A 25,176-nucleotide genomic window follows, 5' to 3' on the forward strand; every position below is an offset into this window, starting at 1 on the left:
TTATAATCCGAACATATCGGCCAGATTGATGTTTACCGTACCGATCAGGCTGATGCCCTTCTGCGGCAATTGCAGTGAACTGTCTGCGGCCTTGTCTTGATAATTGAATAAGTTGTCGATGCCCACATTGACCGAGACTCCTTTAGGCATTGTTGCACCGGCATTCAGACTGCACAAGGTACGTGCATCGTAGGTGACCGACCGATGAGTACCGTCTTTCGAGAATCGGTACGTACTCAGCTGCGAAGCCCATTGCCCGTTCAGTGCAAGATTCGTGCCGATTTTGCCGAATTTGCGGGAATACACGGCATGGAACGTTACGCTGTGCGGACGGACAGACGAAGTATTCTTTCCGTTCACCTGCTCGTAGTCGTTCACGTAAGCGTATGAGCCGGTCATTGTCAACCCGAAATCCATTCGCATTTGCACAATGGCTTCTACGCTTGTTGTTCTGGCATGTTCGGCATTGGTATATTGCCATTCGGCAGCATTTTTGTTTTTTTCTTTATACGTAATTTTATTATGAAACCGGTTGTGCGAAGTTGATACGGAAGCGTTGAATCCTCCCTGAGTGTATTCGGCCGAGAGGGAGAACTGGTGACTTGTTTCAGGTTTCAGGTCCGGATTGCCGTAAAGCATCAGGAAACCTAACCCGCCCATATCGTATTCCTGATACAGTTCCTTTAGCGATGGTGAACGGAATCCCTGCGAATAGCCGGCACGGAGCGTAACCGTTTTGGCCGGCCGATACATTGCGGATACTTTCGGCGTTACATGCCAGTGATATTTTCGGTGATAGTCGGCGCGCACTCCCACGATCACGTTGAGCGAAGAGAACGGCTTCCAGTCTTCCTGCATATAGAATGCGTAGTTTTCATTTCTGGCATCGGCACTGTCTTTCATCATGTAATGTTTCAGGTATTCGAAAAATCCTTCGGAACCGATGCTAACCGTGTGATCGCCATACGTGCCCGAATAGTCGGCGCGCAGCATTTGTGTACGGTTGCGATAATCCGTACGCTTGAATTTCGCCTCGAAAAAATCTTTATCTTTTTTATAATTGTCGTAGTTATACGATACGATCAGTCGACGATCGTCTCTGAAGACGTAATTCACTTTCGTATTGAATGCATAGTCGACGAAGATATCCTGAATTTTTCCCCCCTCGGGGACATCGCGCATGTTGTGATAGAACGACCCGCGCAGATCGGCGCTGAGCTTATCGGTAAAAGCATAGCCGAACTTCTGCGAGGCATCCCAGACCTTGTATCCGTAGACGGTTGTTGATTCGGCTTTAAGTATACTGTCTTTTGCCGTGCCGTCGGGGTTGACGATCTTCAATGTCTTACCGTTTTTATCCCCTACCGAGTACGTATCTCTTGTACGGAAAGTGATATTCGTGAGTGAGGAGAAGCGGTCTTTCTTTGTTCCGGCCGAAACGGTATATTTCTGTCCGTTCGTTCCGGCATAGCGCGCATGAATGTTCCCGATAAACGGACGATTGGCTTTTTTGGTGATGATATTGATTACACCGCCCAGCGCATTCGAGCCGTAAACGGTAGACTGCGATCCGCGAATAAACTCGATACGTTCGATCTCGTCGACATTGAAGCGCGTAAAATCAACGTTATGGTCGGCTCCTTCGCCGCTGACCCGCTCCCCGTCGATCAGGAACAGCATATATTCGCCGTCTACGCCTTGATATTTAATCTGCGGCATCCGGCTCATGCTGTTGTAGGTGATTTGTAATCCCGGCAATTCGTATTGCAGAAGCGTCTCGATACTCATCGGGTTGAGCGCTTGGATATCTTTCTGCGAGATGACGCGGGTCAGTACCGGAACTTCTTTGAGCGGCCTTGCGATCCGTGCACCGGTAACGACGACTTCGTTCAGTTCGTTTTCCGCCGGCTTCAAAATAACGTGCAGAGGCTGTGCTCCCGTTTGCCGGTTCACCTTCACCTCTTCGGGGATATATCCGGTAAATGATACACGAAGCGTATATTCGCGCCCTTCATTCAAACGGATGGCAAACTCTCCGTTCGCATTCGTACCGGCGCCGATTGTAGCGCCTACCACCCATACAGACGCTCCGGGTAACGGATCGCCGTTTTCGTCTACCACCGTACCCTTAACCGTATACCGGCCGACCTCAAGTTCTTCGTCTTCTGCGAAAACGGTGCCCGAAGGCACCGTCAGCAAAAGCAGAAACAATATGTTACCCAAAAACGACTTCATCTTTTACGAAATGTTATTTCGGTTGAAATTCGTAATTAAAAGAGACATGGCCTTTCTCTTGCTTGTCGTTCGTAGCATCGGTAAACTTTATCTTGGCATAGCTTCCGTCTTTAAATTTTACTACGAAAACGGATTTGGAGAGTACGGGTGCCTTTCCCATAGGATTTTCCACAATCCATGTTTTGAGTACCAGATTTACTTTTGCCATACCGGCAACAGTAAATTTACTTTTCATCATATCCGCCATATTGAAACCGACCAACATTTTGTCTTTTATTTCCACGTCTTTCTTGTAATCGCCGGCTGGAAGTCCTGTCACCTTGCTGAACTCCGTTTCTTTGGTGGCAATGGCTTCGCCTTCGTTTGTCCGTATATCGAAGCGATGAATCGCGATATGCCATTTAATTTTGATATCGGCTTCCGAACCTTTGGCCGGGATGGTTTCGAGAAGCTTTCCTTTTTCCATCACATGCCATTCGCTGAAGTCGCGGTGCGTTTCCGTCTGTCCTGTCTCCAAATTCACATAGGTCCACATTTCATACTTGGTCGCATCAATTTTTTTGGTTTTCTTTACTGTTTCTTTCGGTTTTTCATCGTTGTTTTTATCACATCCGACAAACGCCAAACTGAGCGCAACAAGCGCTAATGTCATTACATTTCTCATTTTCATAATTTAAATACCTAATGTTTTTAATTAATTTTTATTTTACGGGTGCAAAAGTAGAGGTGTTCGCCAAAGGGGGCAATCCCGAATTGTCGGTATTTTATGCCAATTTCTCCCCAATAATAGGGATACGTCGTAAAGTCGTTGATAGGGGTCGATTATTTTTTTAGGGCTGTCGGGCAGAAAAATAGACGTTCTACTTCTTTTTATCTATTGTTGATAGAGGCGTTTTTGCGTTACGGGGGCTTGTTCTCCGGTTTCATCGGACAGCGATCGTTTTTTACTTGAAGGAATATTTTCTTAAGATGAAGGATCATTTCCCTATGATAGACGACCAAAAGAAGGCTTTTCTTTTACCGAATAACAATCATCTGATTTTTCTCCTGTTGTAAAAAAAGAAACCGACGGTAATCACTTACGGCCGGCTCCTGAAAAGAAATTTATTTGACTTACGTGGTTTACTGTTTATAATAGATCTCGATTATAAAAACATTTTTTCTATCGCGATCTTTTAAAAATTCACAGTGCAAAGATACGGCGGCTTATTGCGCTCCGCAATCCCCATTTTAGGGGAAATTTTGCGCTTATGTCGCCAATAATGGCTAGTTTATGATTCAAAAAGTCGGGGAAGTGTGCCGAATATATAATATTTTTGCCTTGTGAGACATTTTTTCGAGTCCTTACAAGTGTTGTTCGGCTAGTCTTACAAACCGGGATAGGCAAAGATAGCGGAAAGTGTCGGTTACCCAATGGATGCTTTGAAAAAAGTGTCGGACAATGTTTATTATGTGTTTTAAATGCTTTGTTTATTGAATTTTATCTTTTATCGGTTGTAAAAAAGCATTTATCCGGAGAGAAGACGAGGGGTTTGTTTTTCTCTCCCGATTGATGTACTTTTGCGGCCTCAAGAAACACAGCATAACACAAAATGGATTTCAAAAATATCATTAAGCGAGACGGAACGAAAGAGAGATATAACGTCTCGAAAATAAAGCGCGTGATACGTGCCGCCTTTGCAAGTATCAAAGAAGAGTGTCCTAAGGAAGCGTTGACCCGGCTTATCGAAAACGTAGAAGAACGGCTCCGGGAGCTTGCGAAAGAGGACGAAATCAAAGTAGAGCAGATACAGGATGTGGTGGAGATTGAACTGATGCGTAACGGCTTCTACCGCGAGGCGCGTCGTTTCATTCTGTATCGCGAAGAGCGGGCGAAGTACCGCGCTATCATTCTCGAAATAGAAGAAACGGTCACGCACGAGGGCATGCACCGCTTACTGAAAGATATACAGAAAGATTTTCCGCATCTGAACCAATCGTTCGATACGTTGGGGATGAAATACCGTTCGTTTCATAAGGCGGCTATGACGCCTGACGAATGTTTGAAAGCCCTGATCCGCGCGGCTGTAGAATGTATCACGGCCGAAGAACCGGATTGGGAGTTCATTGCCGGCCGTTTATTAAGTTTTCAGAGTAAACTGAATGTCGGTCGGAAGATGGAAGCCCTTAAAATCGGTACATTCTTCGATAAACTCACTTATCTCACGCGTGAGGGATACTATGGTCGATATATCCTTGAGCATTACTCGAAAGAAGAGATCGACGAGATTGAGACTTTCTTTGTTCCCGAGCGCGATCATCTGCTTACATACAGCGGGCTCGACCTGTTGCTGCGCCGTTATACGATACGTAACTTTACGCATGAGCAACTCGAAACGCCGCAAGAAATGTTTATGGGTATTGCCATGCATCTGGCCATGAATGAGCGGCATAATCGTTTACGGATTGTACGCGATATCTACGATATCCTCAGTAAACTGCAAGTGACGATGGCTACACCCACGATGGCCAATGCCCGCAAACCGCATTACCAGATGTCGAGCTGCTTTATCGATACTGTCCCCGATTCGCTCGACGGAATTTATCGGAGCATCACCAATTTTGCCAATGTCTCCAAATTCGGAGGCGGCATGGGACTCTATTTCGGAAAAGTACGCGCCAATGGCAGCGACATTCGCGGCTATAAAGGCGCGGCAGGCGGCGTTGTGCGATGGATCAAACTGGCGAACGACACGGCTGTGGCCGTCGATCAACTTGGCGTGCGCTCCGGAGCCGTAGCCTGCTACCTCGATGTATGGCATAAGGATATTCTTGATTTTTTGCAACTTCGCACGAATAATGGTGACGACCGCATGAAAGCGCACGATGTCTTTCCGGCCGTTTGCTACCCTGATCTTTTCTGGAAAATGGTGCGTGAAGATATGAATCAGCCGTGGTATCTGATGTGTCCGCATGAGATTAAAAGCATCAAAGGCTATGAGCTTGAAGATTATTACGGTGAAGAGTGGGAGAGACGTTATCACGACTGCGTGAACGATTCCCGCATTCCCAAGACCGAGGTACAGCTCAAAGATATGATTCGTCTGATTCTGAAGTCGGCCATTGAAACAGGCACTCCGTTCGCCTTTTTCCGCGATACGGTGAACCGCGCCAATCCGAACAAACACAAAGGGATGATTTACTCCTCGAACCTCTGTGTCGAGATTGCACAAAACATGTCGGCCATTGAAAGCATTTCTACCGAAGTCGTAACTGCACCCGATGGAGATACGGTCATCGTGGAGAAATCACGTCCGGGCAATTTCGTGGTCTGCAACCTTTCCTCACTTGTTGTCAGCAAGATTAATTTTGACGACGAGCAGGAAGTGCGGCACGTATTACGAACCATCGTCCGTGCACTTGACAATGTGATCGACCTGAATTTCTATCCCATCGAATATGCACGTATCACGAACCGCCGCTACCGTCCTATCGGGCTCGGAGTGATGGGATACCATCACTTCTTGGCGAAGAAAGGCGTTGCATGGGAGAGCGAAGAACATTTGCAGTTGGCCGACAAGCTGATGGAAACAATTAACTACTACGCTATTCAAGCCAGTGCCGAGCTGGCGGCCGAGAAAGGAGGCTACGAATATTTTGAAGGGTCGGACTGGCAGACAGGCGACTATTTCCGACTGCGCCAATACGAGGGAACGCCGCGATGGGATGCGCTGGCAGAAGAAGTTCGCACGAAAGGGATGCGAAACGGTTATCTGTTGGCCGTGGCTCCCACCAGCTCCACGTCGATCATTGCCGGAACGACGGCATGCACCGATCCTATCATGAACCGCTTCTTCCTCGAAGAAAAGAAAGGTTCCACCATCGCCCGTGTTGCGCCTGATCTGAACGATCGGACGTGGTGGCTCTACAAAAATGCGCACCTCATAGACCAGACATGGAGCATACGCGCGGCAGGCGTTCGACAGCGACATGTAGACCAGTCACAGAGTACGAACCTCTATATCACAAATGATTTTACCCTGCGTCAGGTGCTCGAACTCTACATCAAAGCATGGGAATGCGGCCTCAAAACCATCTACTACGTGCGCTCCAAGTCACTCGAAATCGAAGAATGCGAATCCTGCTCGTCCTGATTTCTTAACTATACATTATATATATTATATCATCATGAGTCATATACAAACCATTCAACGCAAACCGCTCTTTAATGAGCACGGTGATACCGAACTGTCGAAAAAACGTATGATTAACGGCAACACCACCAATCTGAACGACTTCAATAATATGAAGTATAAATGGGTATCGGACTGGTATCGTCAGGCCATGAATAACTTCTGGATTCCTGAAGAGATCAATCTGAATCAAGACCTTAAAGATTACGCAAAACTCAGCGAGGCGGAGCGTACGGCTTACGATAAAATTCTGTCTTTCCTTATCTTCCTCGATAGCATTCAGACGGCCAACCTGCCGAATATCAGCGATTATATCACTGCAAGCGAGGTGAATCTCTGCCTGAATATCCAAACCTTTCAGGAAGCCGTGCACTCACAGAGCTATAGTTATATGCTCGACACCATCTGCTCGCCCGAACAGCGTGACGCCATTCTTTATCAGTGGAAGAACGATGAGGTGTTGCTTAACCGCAATAAATTCATCGGCGATCTCTACAATGCTTTCATGGAAGATAAAAGCGTGGAACAGTTTATGCGCGTGCTTATCGCCAATTATATTCTCGAAGGAATTTATTTTTATTCGGGATTCATGTTTTTCTACAACCTCGGACGAAACGGCAAAATGCCCGGATCGGCACAGGAAATTCGTTATATCAATCGCGACGAAAATACGCATTTGTGGCTTTTTCGTAACATCATTCTCGAGATGAAACAGGAATGTCCGGAAATGTTTACTCCCGAACTGATTGAAGAATACCGTGCCATGATTGCCAAGGGGGTGGAGGAAGAGATCAAGTGGGGCGAATACGTACTGGGCGATAAAATCGAAGGGCTGACTACCGAAATGATACGGGATTACATCCGATATCTGGGTAATCTGCGCATTAGATCGCTTGGTTTCGATCCGCTTTTCGAGGGATATACTTCCGAACCGGCCTCAATGTCATGGGTATCGCAATATTCGAATGCCAATATGATCAAGACCGATTTCTTTGAAGCGCGTTCTACGGCCTATGCCAAATCAAGTGCATTGGTTGATGATCTGTAAGTAAATGTGTAATAGTGGTTTAGTATTTGTGCTTTTTAGTATGTTGTATCACTGCGTTATGGTAGAGTGAGACCCTTGATCTATGCGCGCCTCTGTAAAGAAAACGACCGATAATATAATAGTGTTGAATAAAACAAAATAAAATATATTTTAACTAATTATTTGTGTTTTTTAATACGGTGGATTTGCATAAGATACTTGGCGGGTGTACCTTTGCGGCCATTAACTTAAATATATTTAATTATGAGAGGTAAATTATCTGTTATTTTTTTGTTTTTGATAGGCTTTGTGATGCTGTCGCATGCGCAAAGTATCAAGGTAAACTTAGGTAATGCCGTCAAACATAAGGACGGTGCGGGGGTGTATTACACTTTCCCCAGCTTAAGTGTTGTTGCAAGTGACGGACTTCGAATCAGGTCTGTATCCATTGATTTTAAACAGGGTACTGCTACTTATCGACTTCCTGCCGGATGGAAGTCGAAACCGTTAGGGTACAGTCCTTATGGTTCTTTTCTTGAAAATGAATCCGGCGTATCGGCCTCCGATGCGCAAACTTTTTTAAGAAGTATACAGTACAAGTTCAGCAATGAGTATAAAGGCGGTGAATTAGAGATTCAGGTATGTAACTATATCAATTCAGATCCGGATTTACAGCCGAGTAGCATATCTATTCAAACAAGAAAGGATGAGCCGAGGATATGTAGTAGATATGACAAGGCATATTTCGGCTTTGAAAGTACGAAAAGTGCTTCGGTGAATGATGGTGGGGTCAATAACGGGACATTGGCCGCGCCTGTGAAAGTGCTTCTTGGGGATATCATCGAATATAAAATCGAAGCGGTTAATGCGGCCCCACAGGAAGAGGGAGGAGGTCAAGCGATGTCTTCCGCCCGTATGGGATTACGGGCACAGGGTGAACCTCTTTCCACTCTGATCATTGAGGATAAGCTTCCCGAAGGACTTGAAGTGGTTCCCGGCTCTATTACCGAAGGCGGAGTTGAGAATAGCGGTATGATTAAATGGACGTTGGAAAATGTTCCCAGAGGAGTGAATAAAGTCGTAACATTTAAAGCGAAGCTGAAAACCCCGTTGATTCAGGCGTATTATCAGAACATCATGAAAAATACCGCCAAAGTAACCACTCAATGGGAAGATATGCTGGAGCCTCAAAGCGGTGAATTAAGTCTGAGGCGTGGAGAGTTGCAAGAATATATTTCACAAACCGATACAACCTATCATCAGCGCGCCGTTTGCACGGTTAAATTCACCGTCGATCCTGCAGCCGGAGGCGCATTGACCAACGGAAACGATCAAGTGATTGATTATGGTACGAAACCGGCCGCAGGTGTGACGGTAACCCCGTCAGGAGCTGCGTATAAGTTTAAAGGCTGGAAACATGGCGGGTTTACTTCGCTGAAAGCCGGTGAAGCGGCTGTTCCCGCAACATCGGGACCGGAGGGGAATGCCAACTGGTATACTACGGTAGATGTGAAAGGTGATGTGACCTTTACGGCCGAGATGGTGTTGCAAGGTTGGAAGATCGAATATGATTTCAAGGATGACAAAACAACCGCAGGCGGTAAAATGCCGGAAGTGCCCAACAAGCCGGAATTGCTCAATAAATATCCGTCGTCGTATACTCTTCCTACTCCTCCCGGTAATCCAAGAATTGAAGTAAAACCATCTCCCGAACGTACAGGTTACGTCTTTTACGGTTGGAATACTCTTGATACGGATTTTTCAGTAGGAGATCCGATCATTCTAAGTGCGACGGGTGGCGATGTAGTAATTGCAGCGAAATGGTATCCCAAACACTTCGGTATCGGTTATGAATTAGATGGCGGTAATCCTCCAGCAACTCCTAATCCGACGCACTATACCATCGAAACGTTGCCGGAGAAAGTTCAGCATGCACCGACGAAAGCCGGTTATACCTTTGTTGGCTGGACCAACGATCGTTTTGCACCGACGACCCAGATGACGGTAGATATTCCGCTGAAGGATGCTGCCGGACACTATACCCAGGATTCGCTGACGTTCTACGCTCATTGGCACCAAAAGATTGTGGTTGATACGGTAACCTGCGAAGGTCCGCTTAGACTCAAAGGCATGCCCGGTGCGAAGAGCTATAAATGGGAATATCTTGTGTCGGCTACGGAAAAGAAAGAAGTAGGGAATGCTCAGCACTTTGATGCTGAGAAATCGGGTACGTATGTTTTGACGACCGACTATGGTACGGTAAATGTCCAAGACACCTTCAAAGTACTGTTTGCATTCGAAGGAAAGCAGGAACTCAAAAACAATAAGCATATTCCGGCCAAGATCGGAAGGAAGCAGGAGTTTTATGTTAAAATGGATACGGTAGGCCGTAACGTAAGTTACAAATGGTCCTTGACGGAAGGCGATACGACTCATTCGATGAAGGGAGACTCTTTGTATGTTGTGTTCCGAACTTCAGGAAAGAAAGAAGTCGGCGTAGAAATAACGGTTACGCTTCCGAGCGGTCTGATATGTAAGAAAGTACTCTCTGCTTCGATTGTTATCAGCGAGAAGTATAACGGCTTCTTTGTCGACCAGCATGTACAGGGTGGCCGTGAAGACGGTTCGTCGTGGGCCAATGCTTACCGTCGCATAGAGCAGGCTCTTGACAAGGCGCGCGCCGGTGACTGCGTATGGGTAGCACGTGGTGTCTATACTCCGCCGACCGGTAAGTCATATGAAATGAAATACGACAGTGTAGAGGTGTACGGCGGTTTCGGCGCGTGGGAAAGCTATCTGCATGAACGGGTGTTCGCCTCGAACCAGACGATTGTTCGACGCAGCGACAACGGTTCTTCGGTGATTGTGATTGAAGGAAGCAAAGGCATGCGCTGGGATGGCTTTACGATTGAACAAGGACAAGCGACACAAGGTGGCGGTATCCTGAACAAGAACGGTCAGGTAACGATAGCCAACTGTATCATCCGGAACAATCGCGCCGATCAGGGCGGTGGAATATATAACGGCAATGGTGGCGATGCAGTCATCTTCAATACGGAGATTAGCGGCAATACGGCTACCGATGGCGCCGGGATGTATAACCATTCCGCTCATCCGCGTTTGACCAATGTAACGATTAGCGGGAACCTCGCATCGAACCAGGGCGGTGGTCTCTACAACGACGGATCGAATCCGGAGGTTCGTAATACGATTCTCTGGGGGAACCGTGCCGCCAAATTCCCGAATGTGTCGAATACGGGAAGTACGCCGATGTTCAGCTTCAGCTTGATCGAAAAAGACCGTGCCGGCTGGGATGTTGCGCTGGGCTCGGATCAAGGCGGTAATATAGACGGCAGCCCCGTATTCAGAAAGAGAGGCTTTGATGAGAGTGGTGCTATGCGTGAAGGCGACTACCGTTTAGGAGCCAATAGCGCTGCAGAAAATCAGGGGTTGAATCGTTATGTCTATGTAGAGAAGACCCGTGATGCACACCTTCCTACGTTAAATGAGAGCGAATATCACAGTGGCTTCCCGTATGATCTGTCAGGGATGAATCGCATCATCGAAGACCGTGTAGATATCGGCGCCTATGAATATGCACCTGATATAACCTTCCCGAAGGTTTCCCGCGAGATTGTGATTCCGACGGTCAAAGGGTTGATCTTCCAACCGACTCCGGGTATCCATTATGTGAATACGGGAGATGACTTTACGTTCAGCGTGAAAGAAGAAGAGTCCGGAAGCGCGCTGAAGGCCGGAGAAAAGAAACGTTTGATAGAACGTCTTAAAATTACGACGGGTGATCCGATTCGCGACAAAGACGGCATTGAGATGACGGAGAATGAAGACGGTTCGGTGACGGTTAAACTGATTAAAGTGACCGAAGGTATCACGTTGACCGTAGACCCGCATGCTAACTCATCGGCGGTCGTTACGGGCGAAAAAATATGGTCGTACAAAGATCATGTGCTGTTGAGCGTGAAAGCCTCTACGGACGTTCGTATCTACGATCTCGAAGGCCGGTTGGTCGATGCCCGCAAGGTCAATGCCGGTGAGACATCCATTGCTCTTCCGCAAGGCATCTATCTTGTTCGTATCGCCGATCGAAGCTATAAGGTGATTCTTCGGTAATCCGGAGAGTTGATCCTCTTGGTGAAGCGTAAATTATTCAAAAACGGCTGCCCTTTTCAGTATCGAAAACGGCTGCCGTTTTTGCGTAAAAACGATTCTTGCTGTCCGATAAAAGAGACCTCTTTGTTGTGAGAATAACTAGTCGCTCCTTAATATTTGCTTAATATTTTGTGATTCAACAAAATAATATTGAAAACAGTTGCATATATTTGCAGGAATTTGTATCTTTACAGAATAAAACCCTGCGAATTATGTTAGGAAAATTACCGGAAAAAGGGCAGCGGGATTTGTTCCGCCCCATGCTGAAAGATTTTATTGACATGAAGCACGAACTTGCCGTTCTTGCAGACAAAATAGACTGGTCCTATTTTGAAAAGGAGTTTGCTCCACTTTATTCCGAGAGAGGAGCTCCGAGCGTACCCATCCGCCTGATGGTTGGTTGCTTAATGTTAAAACATCTATACAATCTTGGAGATGAGCGTCTACCGGAATTTTGGGTTCGAGATGTTTACTTTCAGTATTTCTGCGGAGGTGAATTTTTTGAGCATGAGTTTCCTTTCGATCCGAGTGATTTCGTTCATTTCCGTACCCGTGTGGGTGAAGAAGGGATAGGAAAGATTTTTGCTTACAGTGTCCGTCTGCACGGCAAAGAAGTGCCTAAAGAATCCAAGTTTGTCCTATCGGACACCACCGTGCAGGAAAACAACATTACTTTTCCTACGGATGCCAAGCTGTGCAAGAAAGTAATTGATAAATGCAATAAGATTGCTAAGAAAGAAGGAATCATCCAGCGTCAGCGGTACACCCGGGAAAGCAAACAATTGCTTCGCGACGCTTACAACGGAAAACATCCCAAGCGTGTCAAAAAAGCCAATAAAGCCAAAAGGCGGTTGAAAACAATTGCCAATGCCTTGTTGCGTGAGCTTGACCGCAAAATGAACGAAGAACAGAAGAGACTGTACGAAAACGAGTTCTCGCTTCTTAAACAAGCTGTAAATCAAAAACGAAATGACAAGGATAAAATTTACAGTCTGCACAAACCCTTTACCCGCTGCATAGCTAAAGGTAAGGCACACAAACAGTATGAGTTTGGGAACAAAGTCGGACTCATTACTACAGGCAAGAAAGGCAGAAAAATCATTACAGCCGTACAGACATTCTTAGACAACCCTTATGATGGAGACACCATAGAACCGCTTCTTAGACAGATGGAAGACAATGATTTGAAATTACCTCAAGAACTTGCGTACGACAGAGGAGGGAGAGGTCGCAGAGAAATAAAAGGAGTAAAAATCATTACTCCCAACAAACCTAAAAAATCTGACAGTGAATATCAGAAAATGCAGAAACGCAAGAAATTTAGAACCAGAGCAGGTATTGAACCTATCTTCGGACATCTGAAAAAAGACTTCCGTATGGAACAGAACTATCTGTGGGGCGAAAAAGGGATACATATTAATGCCTACATGGCAGCAACAGCTTGGAATCTAAAGAAAATGCTGGAAAAGATTAAGGAAAATCTTTTGCGTTCTATTTTTTACGGGTTTCTGCCAAAGGAAAAAATATACTTTTATTCCTTTTTATTCAAGAAAATCAATTGTTAAGGAGCGACTAACTAACGTGAGTTCGACCTAAGCCAGGTATCAATCTTGAGCTACCCGTAAGCTCCTGATAGAGGTTTATCCCAAATTACGCGATTCACTGTTGGGCGTTTACCATTAATAACGGACGTACGAATGTACGACAATGGTTACGTCAGGCTTACAGCCTTCCGCCGAGATGCGATGCCTTTTTCCCCAACGCTTCGCTTCCGCTCCGCATTGGGCTGAATTATCTCGCCCTTTCAGGGCTGTTTTTCAATGGTTAATTGTCAATGGTTAATGGTTATTTGCCGGGTACATGATTCGGCGTGTACCACGCATAACCATTAACCATTGTCCGAAAGGGCTGAAAGCCCGAATTATTTCAGCCCCATCCCGCAAGGGTGGGGTATCGACATCCGGACCTTGTTCGGAGGGCTGAAGGCCTGAATTAAATTCATTCTTATTTTTTCTATCGCGGAATCCGGGTTTATCACATTACTATTGACAAGCCTTGTAAACATCGTCATCTATGGGCAAATAACCGTAAAAGGAGCGGCAGTCAACCGATACGCCAAATTTTCTCCGTTAGAACCGCTCGACCAAGCAACACTGGAATGTATTTACGAATATACCGTAAAAGATCCGCGCCTGCAAAAGGTCGAAATCTATTACGATATCCTGCAGGTCGGAAAGCGCGTTTCAAAATACGCGGCATATCCGGATTATCGTATCGACTCCGTCATTTACCGGATGGATATTACGAAGATTACCATCGGCCAAGCGACGGCCATATCTAATCAATATGAAGGATGGAAAGCATCCAAATACACCATCGTCAAAGACCATCGTACAAAAACTCTTTCGTATTACGATCGTGTGTTTACGGACCGGTACGTCTATCCGGATACGATTAACATCGGTTGGAAGTTGAGCGGCGGAACGAAAACCGTCTGCGGATATGCGTGCCGGAAAGCCACAGCCACCTTTCGCGGACGCGCGTGGACAGCCTGGTATGCAACGGACATTCCGGTAAACGACGGTCCATGGAAGTACGGAGGACTGCCGGGGCTCATCCTGCAAATCGAAGATGCCACGGGCGATCAGCATTTCACGGCCATCTCCATCCGCACCCCGACGGAAAACATCTCGATGCAAAAACGATCCGAACCGTTCAAAACCACCCGTAAACGTTTCAACAAACAATTGAACGACTATCGTTCCGATCCCGGCAAAATCATGTCCGGCAGTCCGCTTGCGGGTAAAACCGTCGACGGAAAAGAAATACCCGTTCCCAAACGGCAATTGTTCCATAATCCGATCGAGCTGGAATAATGAAAAAACAAAACCCATTGCATATATTAACATTTATTATTTGGCCATATAAAAAAAGCCATAGAAATTTGCAAATGACAATTTTGTCACATCATTTTTTATATGGATAAAAATTATGAAAAGAAAATTTTTTTGTGTTTTAGCTGTAGTGGGGATCTTTTTTTCCACAGAAGTTTTCGCCGGAATGTATTTTAAGACTTGGTGCGGCGTGGAAGGTATGACTGTAGGGCCCGAATGTTTCGAAAACTGGTGCGACTTCAATGAATATCTTCAAGAACTTAACGAAGCATATTGTGACGGACAAAGAGGTAAAATAGATTGGGTCTCGGATCGTGCCGTTGAATTAGATTTTTCCTTGTAAACATTAGATGAGACTTAAAAACATTTACACCTGATTTGACGACCTATCACTGTCAAATCAGGTTTTATATTACATACCCCGATTTTCGATGAAGACATTAATCGCTCTACTGTTGATAAGCCTGATAAGCCCAATTACCTACGGGCAAATAACTGTAAAAGGATCAGCAGCTGACCAGTATGCCAAATTTTCTCCGTTAGAACATCTCGACCAAGCAACACTGGAATGTATTTACGAATATACCGTAAAAGACCCGCGCCTGCAAAAGACCGAAATCTATTACGATATCCTGCAGGTCGGAAAGCGCGTTTCCAAATATGCAGCTTATCCGGCTTATCGCGTTGACTCGGTCATTTACCGGATGGATATTACGAAAATTACCATCGGCCAAGCGACGGCCATATCTAATCAATATGAAGGATGGAAAGCATCCAAATACACCATCGTCAAAGACCATCGTACAAAAACTCTTTCGTATTACGATCGTGTGTTTACGGACCGGTACGTCTATCCGGATACGATTGACATCGGTTGGAAGTTGAGCGGCGAAACGAAAACCGTCTGCGGATATACCTGCCGGAAAGCTACAGCCACCTTTCGCGGACGCACGTGGACAGCCTGGTATGCAACGGACATTCCGGTAAACGACGGTCCATGGAAGTTCGGAGGATTGCCGGGACTCATCCTGCAAATCGAAGATGCCACGGGCGATCAGCATTTCACGGCCATCTCCATCCGCACCCCGACGGAAAACATCTCGATGCAAAAACGATCCGAACCGTTCAAAACCACCCGTAAACGTTTCAACAAACAATTGAACGACTATCGTTCCGATCCCGGCAAAATCATGTCCGGCAATCCGCTTGCAGGTAAAACCGTCGATGGAAAAGAAATACCCGTTCCCAAACGGCAATTGTTCCATAATCCGATCGAGCTGGAATAATGAAAAAACAAAACCCATTGCATATATTAACATTTATTATTTGGCCATATAAAAAAAGCCATAGAAATTTGCAAATGACAATTTTGTCACATCATTTTTTATATGGATAAAAATTATGAAAAGAAAATTTTTTTGTGTTTTAGCTGTAGTGGGGATCTTTTTTTCCACAGAAGTTTTCGCCGGAATGTATTTTAAGACTTGGTGCGGCGTGGAAGGTATGACTGTAGGGCCCGAATGTTTCGAAAACTGGTGCGACTTCAATGAATATCTTCAAGAACTTAACGAAGCATATTGTGACGGACAAAGAGGTAAAATAGATTGGGTCTCGGATCGTGCCGTTGAATTAGATTTTTCCTTGTAAACATTAGATGAGACTTAAAAACAATTACACCTGATTTGACGACCTATCACTGTCAAATCAGGTTTTATATTACATACCCCGATTTTCGATGAAAATATTTATCACATTACTATTGACAAGCCTTGTAAACATCGTCATCTATGGGCAAATAACCGTAAAGGGAGCAGCAGCTAACCAGTATGCCGGATTTGAGCCGTTAGAACATCTCGACCAAGCAACACTGGAATGTATTTACGAATATACCGTAAAAGACCCGCGCCTGCAAAAGACCGAAATCTATTACGATATCCTGCAGGTCGGAAAGCGCGTTTCCAAATATGCAGCTTATCCGGATTATCGCATCGACTCCGTCATGTGCCGGATGGAGGATATCACCAAAGTCACATTCGGACAATTCACGGCCATATCCAATCAATATGAAGGCTGGAAAGCATCCAAATACACCATCGTCAAAGACCATCGTACAAAAACTCTTTCGTATTACGATCGCGTATTTACCGACCGGTACGTCTATCCCGATACGATTGTCATCGGTTGGAAGTTGAGCGACGGAACGAAAACCGTCTGCGGATATGCGTGCCGGAAAGCCACTGCCACCTTCCGCGGACGCGCGTGGACAGCCTGGTATGCAACCGACATTCCGGTAAGCGACGGTCCCTGGAAGTTCGGAGGATTGCCGGGACTCATCCTGCAAATCGAAGATGCCACGGGCGATCAGCATTTCACGGCTATTTCCATCCGCACCCCTACAGAAAATATCTCGATGCGAAAACGATCCGAACCGTTCAAAACCACCCGTAAACGTTTCAACAAACAGTTGAACGACTATCGTTCCGATCCCGGCAAAATCATGTCCGGCAGTCCGCTTGCGGGTAAAACCGTCGATGGAAAAGAAATGCCTGTTCCCAAACGACAACTGTTCCATAACCCGATCGAATTGGAATAACGCGTATGTCCATCCGGCGGATACTGTTTTACATCCTGTCGGCCAACCTCCTTACGGTGGTAGCCGCCTTGTCTCAAACGGTGATTACCGGTCGGCTGACCGATGTTGAGACCGGTCATGCCATCCCCGATGCCATCGTAAAAGCGATAAAAGCCGACACGACACGAGCAGTATTGGCCTATACGATCACCGACACGGAAGGACGTTACCGGTTATCGCTGGCAGAGCAACAGCAGCCGATTGAGCTGGAGTTCGCCGTATTGGGCTATCGCACCGTCAGCCGGCGTGTAGCGGCGCAATCGGCCACGATCGACCAGACGCTTGCTCCGTCTGCTTTCAAACTGAAAGAAGTAACGGTCAAAGCCGCGCCCATCAGTTCGCACGGCGATACGCTTAACTACAACGTGGCTTCGTTCATCGCTCCTACCGATCGCACCGTAGAAGATATTCTGCGCAAGCTGCCCGGCATCACCGTCAAGCCCGGTGGAGGAATCGAATACCAGGGTAAGGCGATCAACAAATTCTATATCGAAGGACTCGACATGCTCGGCGGACGCTACACGCTGGCTACCCGTAATATCGGTGCCGACCAGATCACCAGTGTTCAGGTCTACGAAAACCATCAACCCGTTCGCCTGCTCAAAAATATTGATTTCAGCGAAAATGCCGCATTGAATATCAAACTGAAAAATAAGGGTATGACACGCCCCGCAGGCAACGTACTGGGCGGTATCGGTTATCGTCCGGGCATGCTTTATCGTGCCGAATTATTTGGTTTTATAGCCCACACGAAAGGACAAATGTTGGCCACGCTGAAAGGTGATAATTGCAGCGCCGAAGCCGGCTATGAGTTAACCGACCATTTCGGCAGAGGCGGCGAAAACAAGGCTGACGGACTGATTCCCGATCTGCCTTTCACGGTGCCCGGCGATGTCAAGACACGCACACGCCGTTCGTCCGGAGCATCTGCCTCACTGAACACGATCCGTCGTACCGGATCGTACTCCACGCTGACATTCAATCTGGGCTATGCCGAAGCTCGCCGCCGTTACGAACGCGAATCGGTCAGCACGTATTTCGTCGCTACCGACAGCGCCATCATAGCCCGCGAATCACTGAGCACCGACGCCGCCGACCATGACCTGACGGCCAGCGTCGTCTATGAAAAAAATGCCGAACAGGAATTTGTTTCCAACACGGCCGACTTCCGGTTCGGTTTCGGCGAGGCAGATACCCGCCTGCAACTTCCCGCCGAACTTCGGCAACGTTTTACGCAACGACAGGCAGCGCTCAACAACCGACTGTCGCTGATGTGGCGCCGGGGAACGAACGTTTACCGATTGCAGTCGCATATCCGTGGCAGCGTCGTGCCGGGCAACCGGCTCACGGTAGACGGTAGCAACCATGCGCGACTCGTGACACAGCGCGTACTCGGACAATCGCTCTACACGAATCACAGCACCTCGTTCGTAAAAGGACTGAACGCTTACCATAACCTGTGGTTCGACGTGACGATGGAGACTGAGCACGATCGCGTCGATACCGATCTGGACAATCGCACGATGCCTCTACAGGCGCGTAACCTGAACGGCGGATACCGGTTGCAGCCTGTCGTTACGCCATCGTACGTCTTCGACCGCGATCGTGTGCGCATCAAACTCGACATACCGGTTCGATACGTCCACATCCGTTATCGCGACCGCCAGTCGGCCGAAACATTCCGGTACGACCGTCCCTACGTCGGCGCGCGCATAAACACCCGCTACACCATCAGTCCCGGCTTCTCGGTAACGGCCGGTGCCGGTATCACCCATACAACGGGCGACATGCTGTCGTTCCTCATCCACCCCGTGCAGCACAGCTATAACAAGCTATCCGGCGGTGAATCGGGGCGGTTGGCTTATCGGCGGACGAGCAGCCTCACCGCAGGATACCTTTTCCGTAACACGATGGAAGGATTTTTTTCCACGCTCAACGTTGCCGTCGGACGTACCCACCACAATATATTGAAAGGAGAAACGGTCGCACCCGACGGCTCGATCACTTCACGCACGACAGGAACGACAAACGATGCCGACATGGTAACAGGCACGTTCTATATCGCTAAAAACTTTCATGATCAAAATACGACTATCGCGCTGACAAGCAGCTATACCCAAACGTCGGGCGAACGGTCGCGGCAAGGGCTGCGCGTGCAGCATGTCAATCGGATCATGTCGCTTAACCCGTCCCTCAACGTACGGGCTTTCGATTGGATGATAGTAAGAATCAGAGGGATGTTCGATCGGTTTACACAAACGGTACGCACCGGCACGATCAATACCGAATCAGTGATACAGAGCTGGGGCCTGGATGCGGACCTGACCCTCCTACCCTTGCGCAATGTCGAGTTGTTCGGCCAAACGAATTACCGGAATCATCCTTCGGAAGATAATCGCCGCACACAACGTTGGCTCGTCGATGTGGGCATTCGCTACCAGCCTTCTCGTGTCATTGAGCTGGAACTAAAGCTACAGAATCTGACCGATGCCGACACCTACACCGATATCCGTTACCGCGACACGGACATGTTCGTGACCACGTTCGGCCTGCGTCCGGCCTCGGGCATCGTCAGCCTGAAATATTCGTTTTAACCCTCACTCTGCTTCGGGGTAGTCCGGGTAGAGGAGGTATTTTTTGCGTATCTGTTTGTATTCGTCGAGACCGGATTGCCATGTAGCGCGGATTTCGGCTTCGGGTACTCCGTCAAGGATTTGTTCGCGCAGCGCATCCGTTCCGGCCAGCAGGTCGAACCAGCGCGGGCGGTTGAAAAACAGCTTTTCGTTTCGGCCGGTGCGAGCAAAGAAGTCGATGACGAAAGAGAGCGTAAGGCCTCCTGCGAAGGGGTAATAACGCAGGTCGTCGCCGTAGCAGGTTTTGTCTTTATAAAGCGGAGCAGTATCCATGCCGGGAATAGCCGTGGGGACGAAGGTGAACGAGCCGGTCTGCGGCAGGGTATACCCGACGATCTGGAACGGGAAATGCGTTCCCCGCCCGACACTCATGCACGTCCCTTCAAAGAAACAGAGCGAAGGATAGAGGCGGACGGCCTGATCGTTCGGGAGATTCGGAGAAGGTCGGACGGTCGGCTGGTAAGCGTCGCCATGTTGCCAGTTCAACATTTTAATGACAGTCAGTTTGCAGGTAGCGGCCGAGGGCAACCACCCTTCGCCGTTGATCATTTGCGCCAGTTCGCCGACGGTCAGCCCGTGCAAAACGGGGATCGGATGGACGCCGACAAACGACTCGAATCCCGGCTGACGCACCGGGCCGTCTACATAGTCGTTCGGGTTCGGGCGGTCTAACACCATCAGCTCCTTGCCGTGTTCCGCACAAGCCTCCATCAGGTAATGCATCGTACTGATGTAGGTAAAGAAACGCGCCCCCACGTCTTGAATGTCGAAGACAATGATATCGACGTCGGCCAACTGTTCGGCGCTCGGTTTTTTATTTTTTCCGTAAACCGAAACGATGAGGACACCCGTTTTCGGGTCGCGGCTGTCGTGAACGGTCGCACCGGCATCGGCCGTACCGCGAAAGCCGTGCTCGGGAGCAAACACCTTTCTGATATCGATCTTTTGTGCCAGCAACGTATCTAACAGGTGCGTAAAACCGGTTCCGAGGATCGAGGTATGATTCACGGCCAGCGCCACCCGTTTATCTTTCAACCGGGTGCAAATGCTATCCATCCGTTCGTTACCCGGTACGACACGCTTGTTCCGCTGTTGCGCGGAGATAGTCCCTGTTGCTGAAACCCAAAGCATCAGGAGCAGAAATAATGACAGGATATTTCGTTTCATTGCAAATAATATGTTTCTTTTTCGGGGTGTAAAAGTAGTTGAAAAAGGGGAGAAATCCCAGGGCTGACGCATTAAACAACTGATTCAATACTTGAGTTTGGAGGATGCGATTATTCGCATTGATGTCATAGGTACGCCGACGGCATTATTGAACAAATCGTTGAAAAAAGCAGGCATTATGCGCCTTGTGTCAAAGTGGACCGGACAAACAGCACAAATTATATACATTATTCAAAAGATCAACTCCTTCATTATCGAGTGGCTCAAGACTTTTTTGAACTCTTTTATTCCCCGAATTCAGAAGAAACCAGCCGGATTGAGACCTCAACAAACGATAGAAATCGTCTTTTAATATGTCGTCTCTAAGAAAAAAGTCCTGAGCTTGTGTTGCGTATTCGGAGAAAAGTTGTACCTTTGCCACCCGATTATTATCTAAAGTGTTCAAACAGTTCGTTCTTAACACCTTGCTAAATTCTTCTGTGTCCGAAGAGTAGAAAGGGAGTGAAGGCGCGTTTTTTAGTATTAATTTATAAAGAAATAACAGTGGATACGTTAAGTTTTAAGACCATTTCTGCAAACAAAGCAACTGTAAACAAGGAGTGGGTGGTTGTCGATGCAACCGGCCAATCGTTGGGACGCATTTGTACGAAAGTCGCCAAATTATTACGCGGCAAGTACAAACCGAATTTCACCCCGCACGTTGACTGTGGTGACAATGTGATTATTATTAATGCAGACAAAGTCGTTCTGACGGGAAATAAGTGGAACGACCGTATTTATTTCAAGCATACCGGATACCCTGGTGGCCAGCGTGAAATTACTCCCGCCCAATTAATGGCGAAAGGGGAAGACCGTCTGTTCCGTAAGGTCGTAAAAGGCATGCTTCCCAAGAACCGTCTGGGAGATAAACTACTCAATAATCTGTATGTTTATGCAGGTTCGGAGCATAAACACGAAGCCCAGCAACCGAAGTCGATAGATATAAACTCACTTAACTAAATTTCATGGAAGTAGTAAATGCAATAGGAAGACGTAAGGCGGCCATTGCCCGTGTATACGTTAGCGAAGGAAATGGAAAAATTACGGTGAACCGCCGGGAATTGTCCGATTATTTTCCCTCCCCGATCCTGCAATTCGTAGTGAAGCAACCTCTCAACGTGCTGAATGTGGACGGCCAGTACGACATCAAGGTGAATTTGGTCGGCGGCGGATTTAAAGGACAGTCGGAAGCGGCTCGTCTGGCTATCACGCGTGCATTGATTAAGATCAATCCCGAGTCGAAGCCGGCACTTAAGGCCGAAGGTTTCGTAACACGCGACCCGCGTGCGGTAGAACGTAAGAAACCGGGACGTCCGAAAGCGCGTAAACGGTTCCAGTTCAGTAAACGTTAATGTCATTTGTGAGTTGCTTGCAAGTAGAAAAGGCGTTTAGTATCTAAATTGTCCGGATTTTTTCTGCATGGAGAAATGTCGGAGAACTACCGGACGGTTGAATGAAACAGAATGTAAACGATTTAACAACAAAAGAAAGAAATGTCAAGATTAAATTTTGATCAGTTATTGGAAGCAGGCGTTCATTTCGGACACTTGAAAAGAAAATGGAATCCTGCAATGGCTCCTTACATTTTTATGGAGCGCAATGGTATTCACATCATTGATTTGTATAAAACCGCTGCGAAAGTAGACGAAGCGGCGGAAGCGCTGAAGAACATCGCCTGTTCCGGACGGAAGATCCTGTTTGTGGCGACTAAGAAACAAGCCAAGCAGATCGTAGCCGATAAAGCAACGTCGGTGGGTATGCCCTACGTGATCGAACGCTGGCCGGGCGGTATGTTGACTAACTTCCCGACCATCCGTAAAGCCATCAAGAAAATGTCGACGATCGACAGGATGAGCAAGGACGGCACTTTTGATAATCTATCCAAACGTGAGAAATTACAAATTACCCGTCAGCGTGCCAAGCTGGAAAAGATGCTCGGTTCGATTGCCGACCTGAATCGTTTGCCGGCAGCCCTGTTCGTGGTAGACGTAATGAAGGAGCACATTGCTGTGCGTGAAGCCAATCGCCTCGGTATTCCGGTGTTTGCCATGGTCGATACGAACTCCGACCCGACGAATATAGACTTCGTTATTCCGGCTAACGACGATGCGACGAAATCGGTCGACTTGATTTTGGGCGTGCTTTGCGAAGCGATTAACGAAGGTCTTCAGGAAGGTAAAGCGGCCAGAGATAAAGAGGAGTCGGAAAAGACCGTAAGCGAAGACGGTGAAGAGACACCGAGACGCGAACGTCGGGCAAAAACGGGAGCCAGACGTGCGAAAAAAGAAGAAGAGGAGGAGACTCCGAGAGCAACTGCCGCTTCGAATGAAGAGGGAGAAGAAGACGAAATTTAATCATAAAGAACTATATTATGGCAGTAACAATGGCAGATATCACCCACTTGCGCAAGATGAGCGGAGCGGGTATGATGGATTGCAAGAAGGCTTTGGAAGAAGCAAACAACGACTTCGACAAAGCCATGGAGATTATTCGCAAAAAAGGACAGGCCGTAGCAGCGAAGCGTTCCGATCGCGAGGCGTCCGAAGGTTGTGTATTGGCAACCGAAAACGGTGACTTTGCGGCAGTCGTAGCCCTGAAATGTGAAACGGATTTTGTGGCTAAAAATGCAGATTTTGTAGCCTTGACACAGGATATTCTCAATGCGGTGATGAGTAACAAGCCAGCCACAAAAGAAGAGTTGCTTAAGATGGCTCTGAGTGACGGTCGTTCGATCGAGAACCATATCACGGACCGTGTCGGAGTTACGGGGGAGAAGATGGAACTTGGAGAATATGAATATGTGAAAGGAGCTTCTACGGTATCGTATATTCATCCGGGCAATAAGCTGGCTGCTATTGTGGCGTTCAATCAGGAGCTTGACCATCAGGTTGCCCGCGAGATCGCGATGCAGGTAGCCGCCATGAATCCGGTGGCCGTGACCCCGGCCGATGTACCGCAACACGTGCTGGATACGGAGAAGCAGATTGCCCGCGACAAAGCCCTCGAAGCAGGAAAACCGGAAAACCTGCTGGATCGTATTGCTGAAGGTGCTTTGCAGAAGTTCTACAAAGAGAACACCTTGTTGCAACAAGAATACGTGAAGGATGCGAAACTCACGGTTGAACAGTATCTCCAACAACAAGACAAGGGATTGACGGTAACTGCGTTTAAACGCGTTACGCTGAATGTAGACTGATCGTTTGTCCTGTTATTTAAATAAAAGGTCGTTCGGGAAAATACTCGGGCGACTTTTTTTATTTACACGATACATGCAGTCATAAATGTTTTGCGTATCTTTGAAAATTATTCACTTAGTGTGCTTGGTTTTGAATGGAAACGATTATTCACTGCGAAAATATTACTCATTACTACGGCAAGAAGCTAATCTATGAGAATCTGAACTTTGAAGTCAAACAAGGGAAGATTCTGGGACTTCTGGGTAAGAACGGGACCGGCAAAACGACGATCATCAATATCTTGAACGGATACCTTAAACCTCGTTCGGGCATCTGCCGTATCTTCGGCGAGCGGATGGAATCGCTCTCTCCCTCGACGAAAGCGCGTATCGGACTGTTGCTCGAAGGACATATCCAGCATACATACTTCAATGTTGAACAGATTGAGCGGTTTTACAGTCGTTTTTTCCCAAACTGGAAGAGGGATGCCTACTACGAGCTTCTACGGAAATTACAGGTTACGCCGACCCAGAAGATCAGTACCATGTCGTGCGGACAACGTTCGCAGGTGGCGCTCGGTCTGTTATTTGCCCAAGACCCCGATCTGCTCATTCTGGACGATTTTTCGATGGGATTAGATCCCGGTTACCGTCGTCTGTTCGTTGAATACCTCCGGGAGTATACTACGGCCGGGAACAAAACGATTTTCCTGACCTCCCATATCATTCAGGATATGGAGATGCTCATCGATGACTGCATGATTATGGATTACGGACGTATCCTGCTGCATGAACCGACTCGATATATCATGGAGCGATTCAGGCGTTTCCGCTTTGTCTGCGATGGAGTGAAGATACCGGTCGACGAGCGGTTGTGGCATACCGAAAGGACCGGTAACCGGTGGGAGACATACTCCTTTGCCCCGAAGGAGGAAGTGGAACGGGTCTTGTCGTCTTGTGGGGTGAGCGAGCTGAAAGAGGAGCAGCTCTCGCTCGAAGATGCATTTATCGGTTTAACCGGAAAATATTAAT

General features: G+C 47.4%; 18 protein-coding genes. 15 read left to right on the forward strand and 3 right to left on the reverse strand.

Annotation, left to right across the window (positions count from 1 at the left end; translation table 11 throughout):
* Together BFO_RS09075 and BFO_RS09080 are read right to left on the reverse strand one after the other, a co-directional pair.
* Entirely contained in the window at window positions 1–2,235 is a 2,235-nt protein-coding gene (locus BFO_RS09075) for a TonB-dependent receptor (RefSeq protein ID WP_014225393.1), read from the reverse strand.
* 13 nt (window positions 2,236–2,248) lie between these two features.
* Complete coding sequence (locus tag BFO_RS09080; RefSeq protein ID WP_014225394.1) at window positions 2,249–2,905, reverse strand: HmuY family protein; 657 nt, start codon at window positions 2,903–2,905, stop codon at window positions 2,249–2,251.
* A 922-nt stretch (window positions 2,906–3,827) separates the two neighbouring features.
* On the opposite strand from BFO_RS09080, the gene BFO_RS09085 reads away from it, so the two are divergent.
* The 10 genes from BFO_RS09085 (at window position 3,828) to BFO_RS09130 (ending at window position 19,724) form a co-directional block, all read left to right on the forward strand.
* A complete protein-coding gene (locus BFO_RS09085; RefSeq protein ID WP_014225397.1) occupies window positions 3,828–6,368 on the forward strand; it encodes a ribonucleoside-diphosphate reductase subunit alpha in 2,541 nt (846 codons plus the stop codon).
* Window positions 6,369–6,402: 34 nt separating this feature from the next.
* On the forward strand, window positions 6,403–7,455 hold the full coding sequence (locus BFO_RS09090) for a ribonucleotide-diphosphate reductase subunit beta (protein WP_014225398.1): 1,053 nt from the start codon (window positions 6,403–6,405) through the stop codon (window positions 7,453–7,455).
* Between the two features lie 243 nt (window positions 7,456–7,698).
* On the forward strand, window positions 7,699–11,565 hold the full coding sequence (locus BFO_RS09095) for an InlB B-repeat-containing protein (RefSeq protein ID WP_041590835.1): 3,867 nt from the start codon (window positions 7,699–7,701) through the stop codon (window positions 11,563–11,565).
* A 251-nt stretch (window positions 11,566–11,816) separates the two neighbouring features.
* Window positions 11,817–13,169 carry an IS5 family transposase gene (locus BFO_RS09100; protein ID WP_046472573.1) on the forward strand — a complete coding sequence of 451 codons (1,353 nt, stop codon included), beginning with the start codon at window positions 11,817–11,819 and terminating at the stop codon, window positions 13,167–13,169.
* Window positions 13,170–13,649: 480 nt separating this feature from the next.
* Window positions 13,650–14,480 (forward strand): GLPGLI family protein, encoded by an 831-nt coding sequence (locus tag BFO_RS09105; protein ID WP_014225401.1) that lies wholly within the window; start codon window positions 13,650–13,652, stop codon window positions 14,478–14,480.
* Between the two features lie 115 nt (window positions 14,481–14,595).
* Window positions 14,596–14,841 (forward strand): hypothetical protein, encoded by a 246-nt coding sequence (locus BFO_RS09110; RefSeq protein WP_041590836.1) that lies wholly within the window; start codon window positions 14,596–14,598, stop codon window positions 14,839–14,841.
* 88 nt (window positions 14,842–14,929) lie between these two features.
* A complete protein-coding gene (locus BFO_RS09115) occupies window positions 14,930–15,784 on the forward strand; it encodes a GLPGLI family protein (protein ID WP_014225403.1) in 855 nt (284 codons plus the stop codon).
* 115 nt (window positions 15,785–15,899) lie between these two features.
* A complete protein-coding gene (locus BFO_RS09120) occupies window positions 15,900–16,145 on the forward strand; it encodes a hypothetical protein (protein ID WP_041590836.1) in 246 nt (81 codons plus the stop codon).
* 88 nt (window positions 16,146–16,233) lie between these two features.
* The gene (locus tag BFO_RS09125; RefSeq protein ID WP_014225404.1) at window positions 16,234–17,091 is read left to right on the forward strand and encodes a GLPGLI family protein; all 858 of its coding nucleotides are present in this window, start codon (window positions 16,234–16,236) and stop codon (window positions 17,089–17,091) included.
* A gap of 5 nt (window positions 17,092–17,096) precedes the next feature.
* Window positions 17,097–19,724, forward strand: coding sequence for a carboxypeptidase regulatory-like domain-containing protein (locus BFO_RS09130; protein WP_014225405.1), 2,628 nt, complete (start codon window positions 17,097–17,099; stop codon window positions 19,722–19,724).
* Between the two features lie 3 nt (window positions 19,725–19,727).
* On the opposite strand, the gene BFO_RS09135 is transcribed toward BFO_RS09130, so the two are convergent.
* The gene (locus tag BFO_RS09135; protein ID WP_390903037.1) at window positions 19,728–20,894 is read right to left on the reverse strand and encodes an exo-beta-N-acetylmuramidase NamZ family protein; all 1,167 of its coding nucleotides are present in this window, start codon (window positions 20,892–20,894) and stop codon (window positions 19,728–19,730) included.
* Window positions 20,895–21,473: 579 nt separating this feature from the next.
* Between BFO_RS09135 and rplM the strand changes: the two genes are divergently transcribed.
* From rplM to BFO_RS09165, 5 genes are all read left to right on the forward strand, one after another.
* Window positions 21,474–21,929, forward strand: a complete 456-nt coding sequence (rplM, locus tag BFO_RS09145; RefSeq protein WP_041591253.1) for a 50S ribosomal protein L13 — start codon at window positions 21,474–21,476, stop codon at window positions 21,927–21,929.
* A gap of 5 nt (window positions 21,930–21,934) precedes the next feature.
* A complete protein-coding gene (gene rpsI / locus BFO_RS09150) occupies window positions 21,935–22,321 on the forward strand; it encodes a 30S ribosomal protein S9 (RefSeq protein ID WP_014225408.1) in 387 nt (128 codons plus the stop codon).
* Between the two features lie 141 nt (window positions 22,322–22,462).
* Entirely contained in the window at window positions 22,463–23,323 is an 861-nt protein-coding gene (rpsB, locus tag BFO_RS09155; RefSeq protein ID WP_014225409.1) for a 30S ribosomal protein S2, read from the forward strand.
* A gap of 17 nt (window positions 23,324–23,340) precedes the next feature.
* Complete coding sequence (tsf, locus tag BFO_RS09160; protein WP_014225410.1) at window positions 23,341–24,165, forward strand: translation elongation factor Ts; 825 nt, start codon at window positions 23,341–23,343, stop codon at window positions 24,163–24,165.
* A 134-nt stretch (window positions 24,166–24,299) separates the two neighbouring features.
* A complete protein-coding gene (locus tag BFO_RS09165) occupies window positions 24,300–25,175 on the forward strand; it encodes an ABC transporter ATP-binding protein (protein ID WP_014225411.1) in 876 nt (291 codons plus the stop codon).
* Window position 25,176: the final 1 nt, after the last annotated feature.

The organism is Tannerella forsythia 92A2, from assembly GCF_000238215.1.
GTDB lineage: Bacteria > Bacteroidota > Bacteroidia > Bacteroidales > Tannerellaceae > Tannerella > Tannerella forsythia.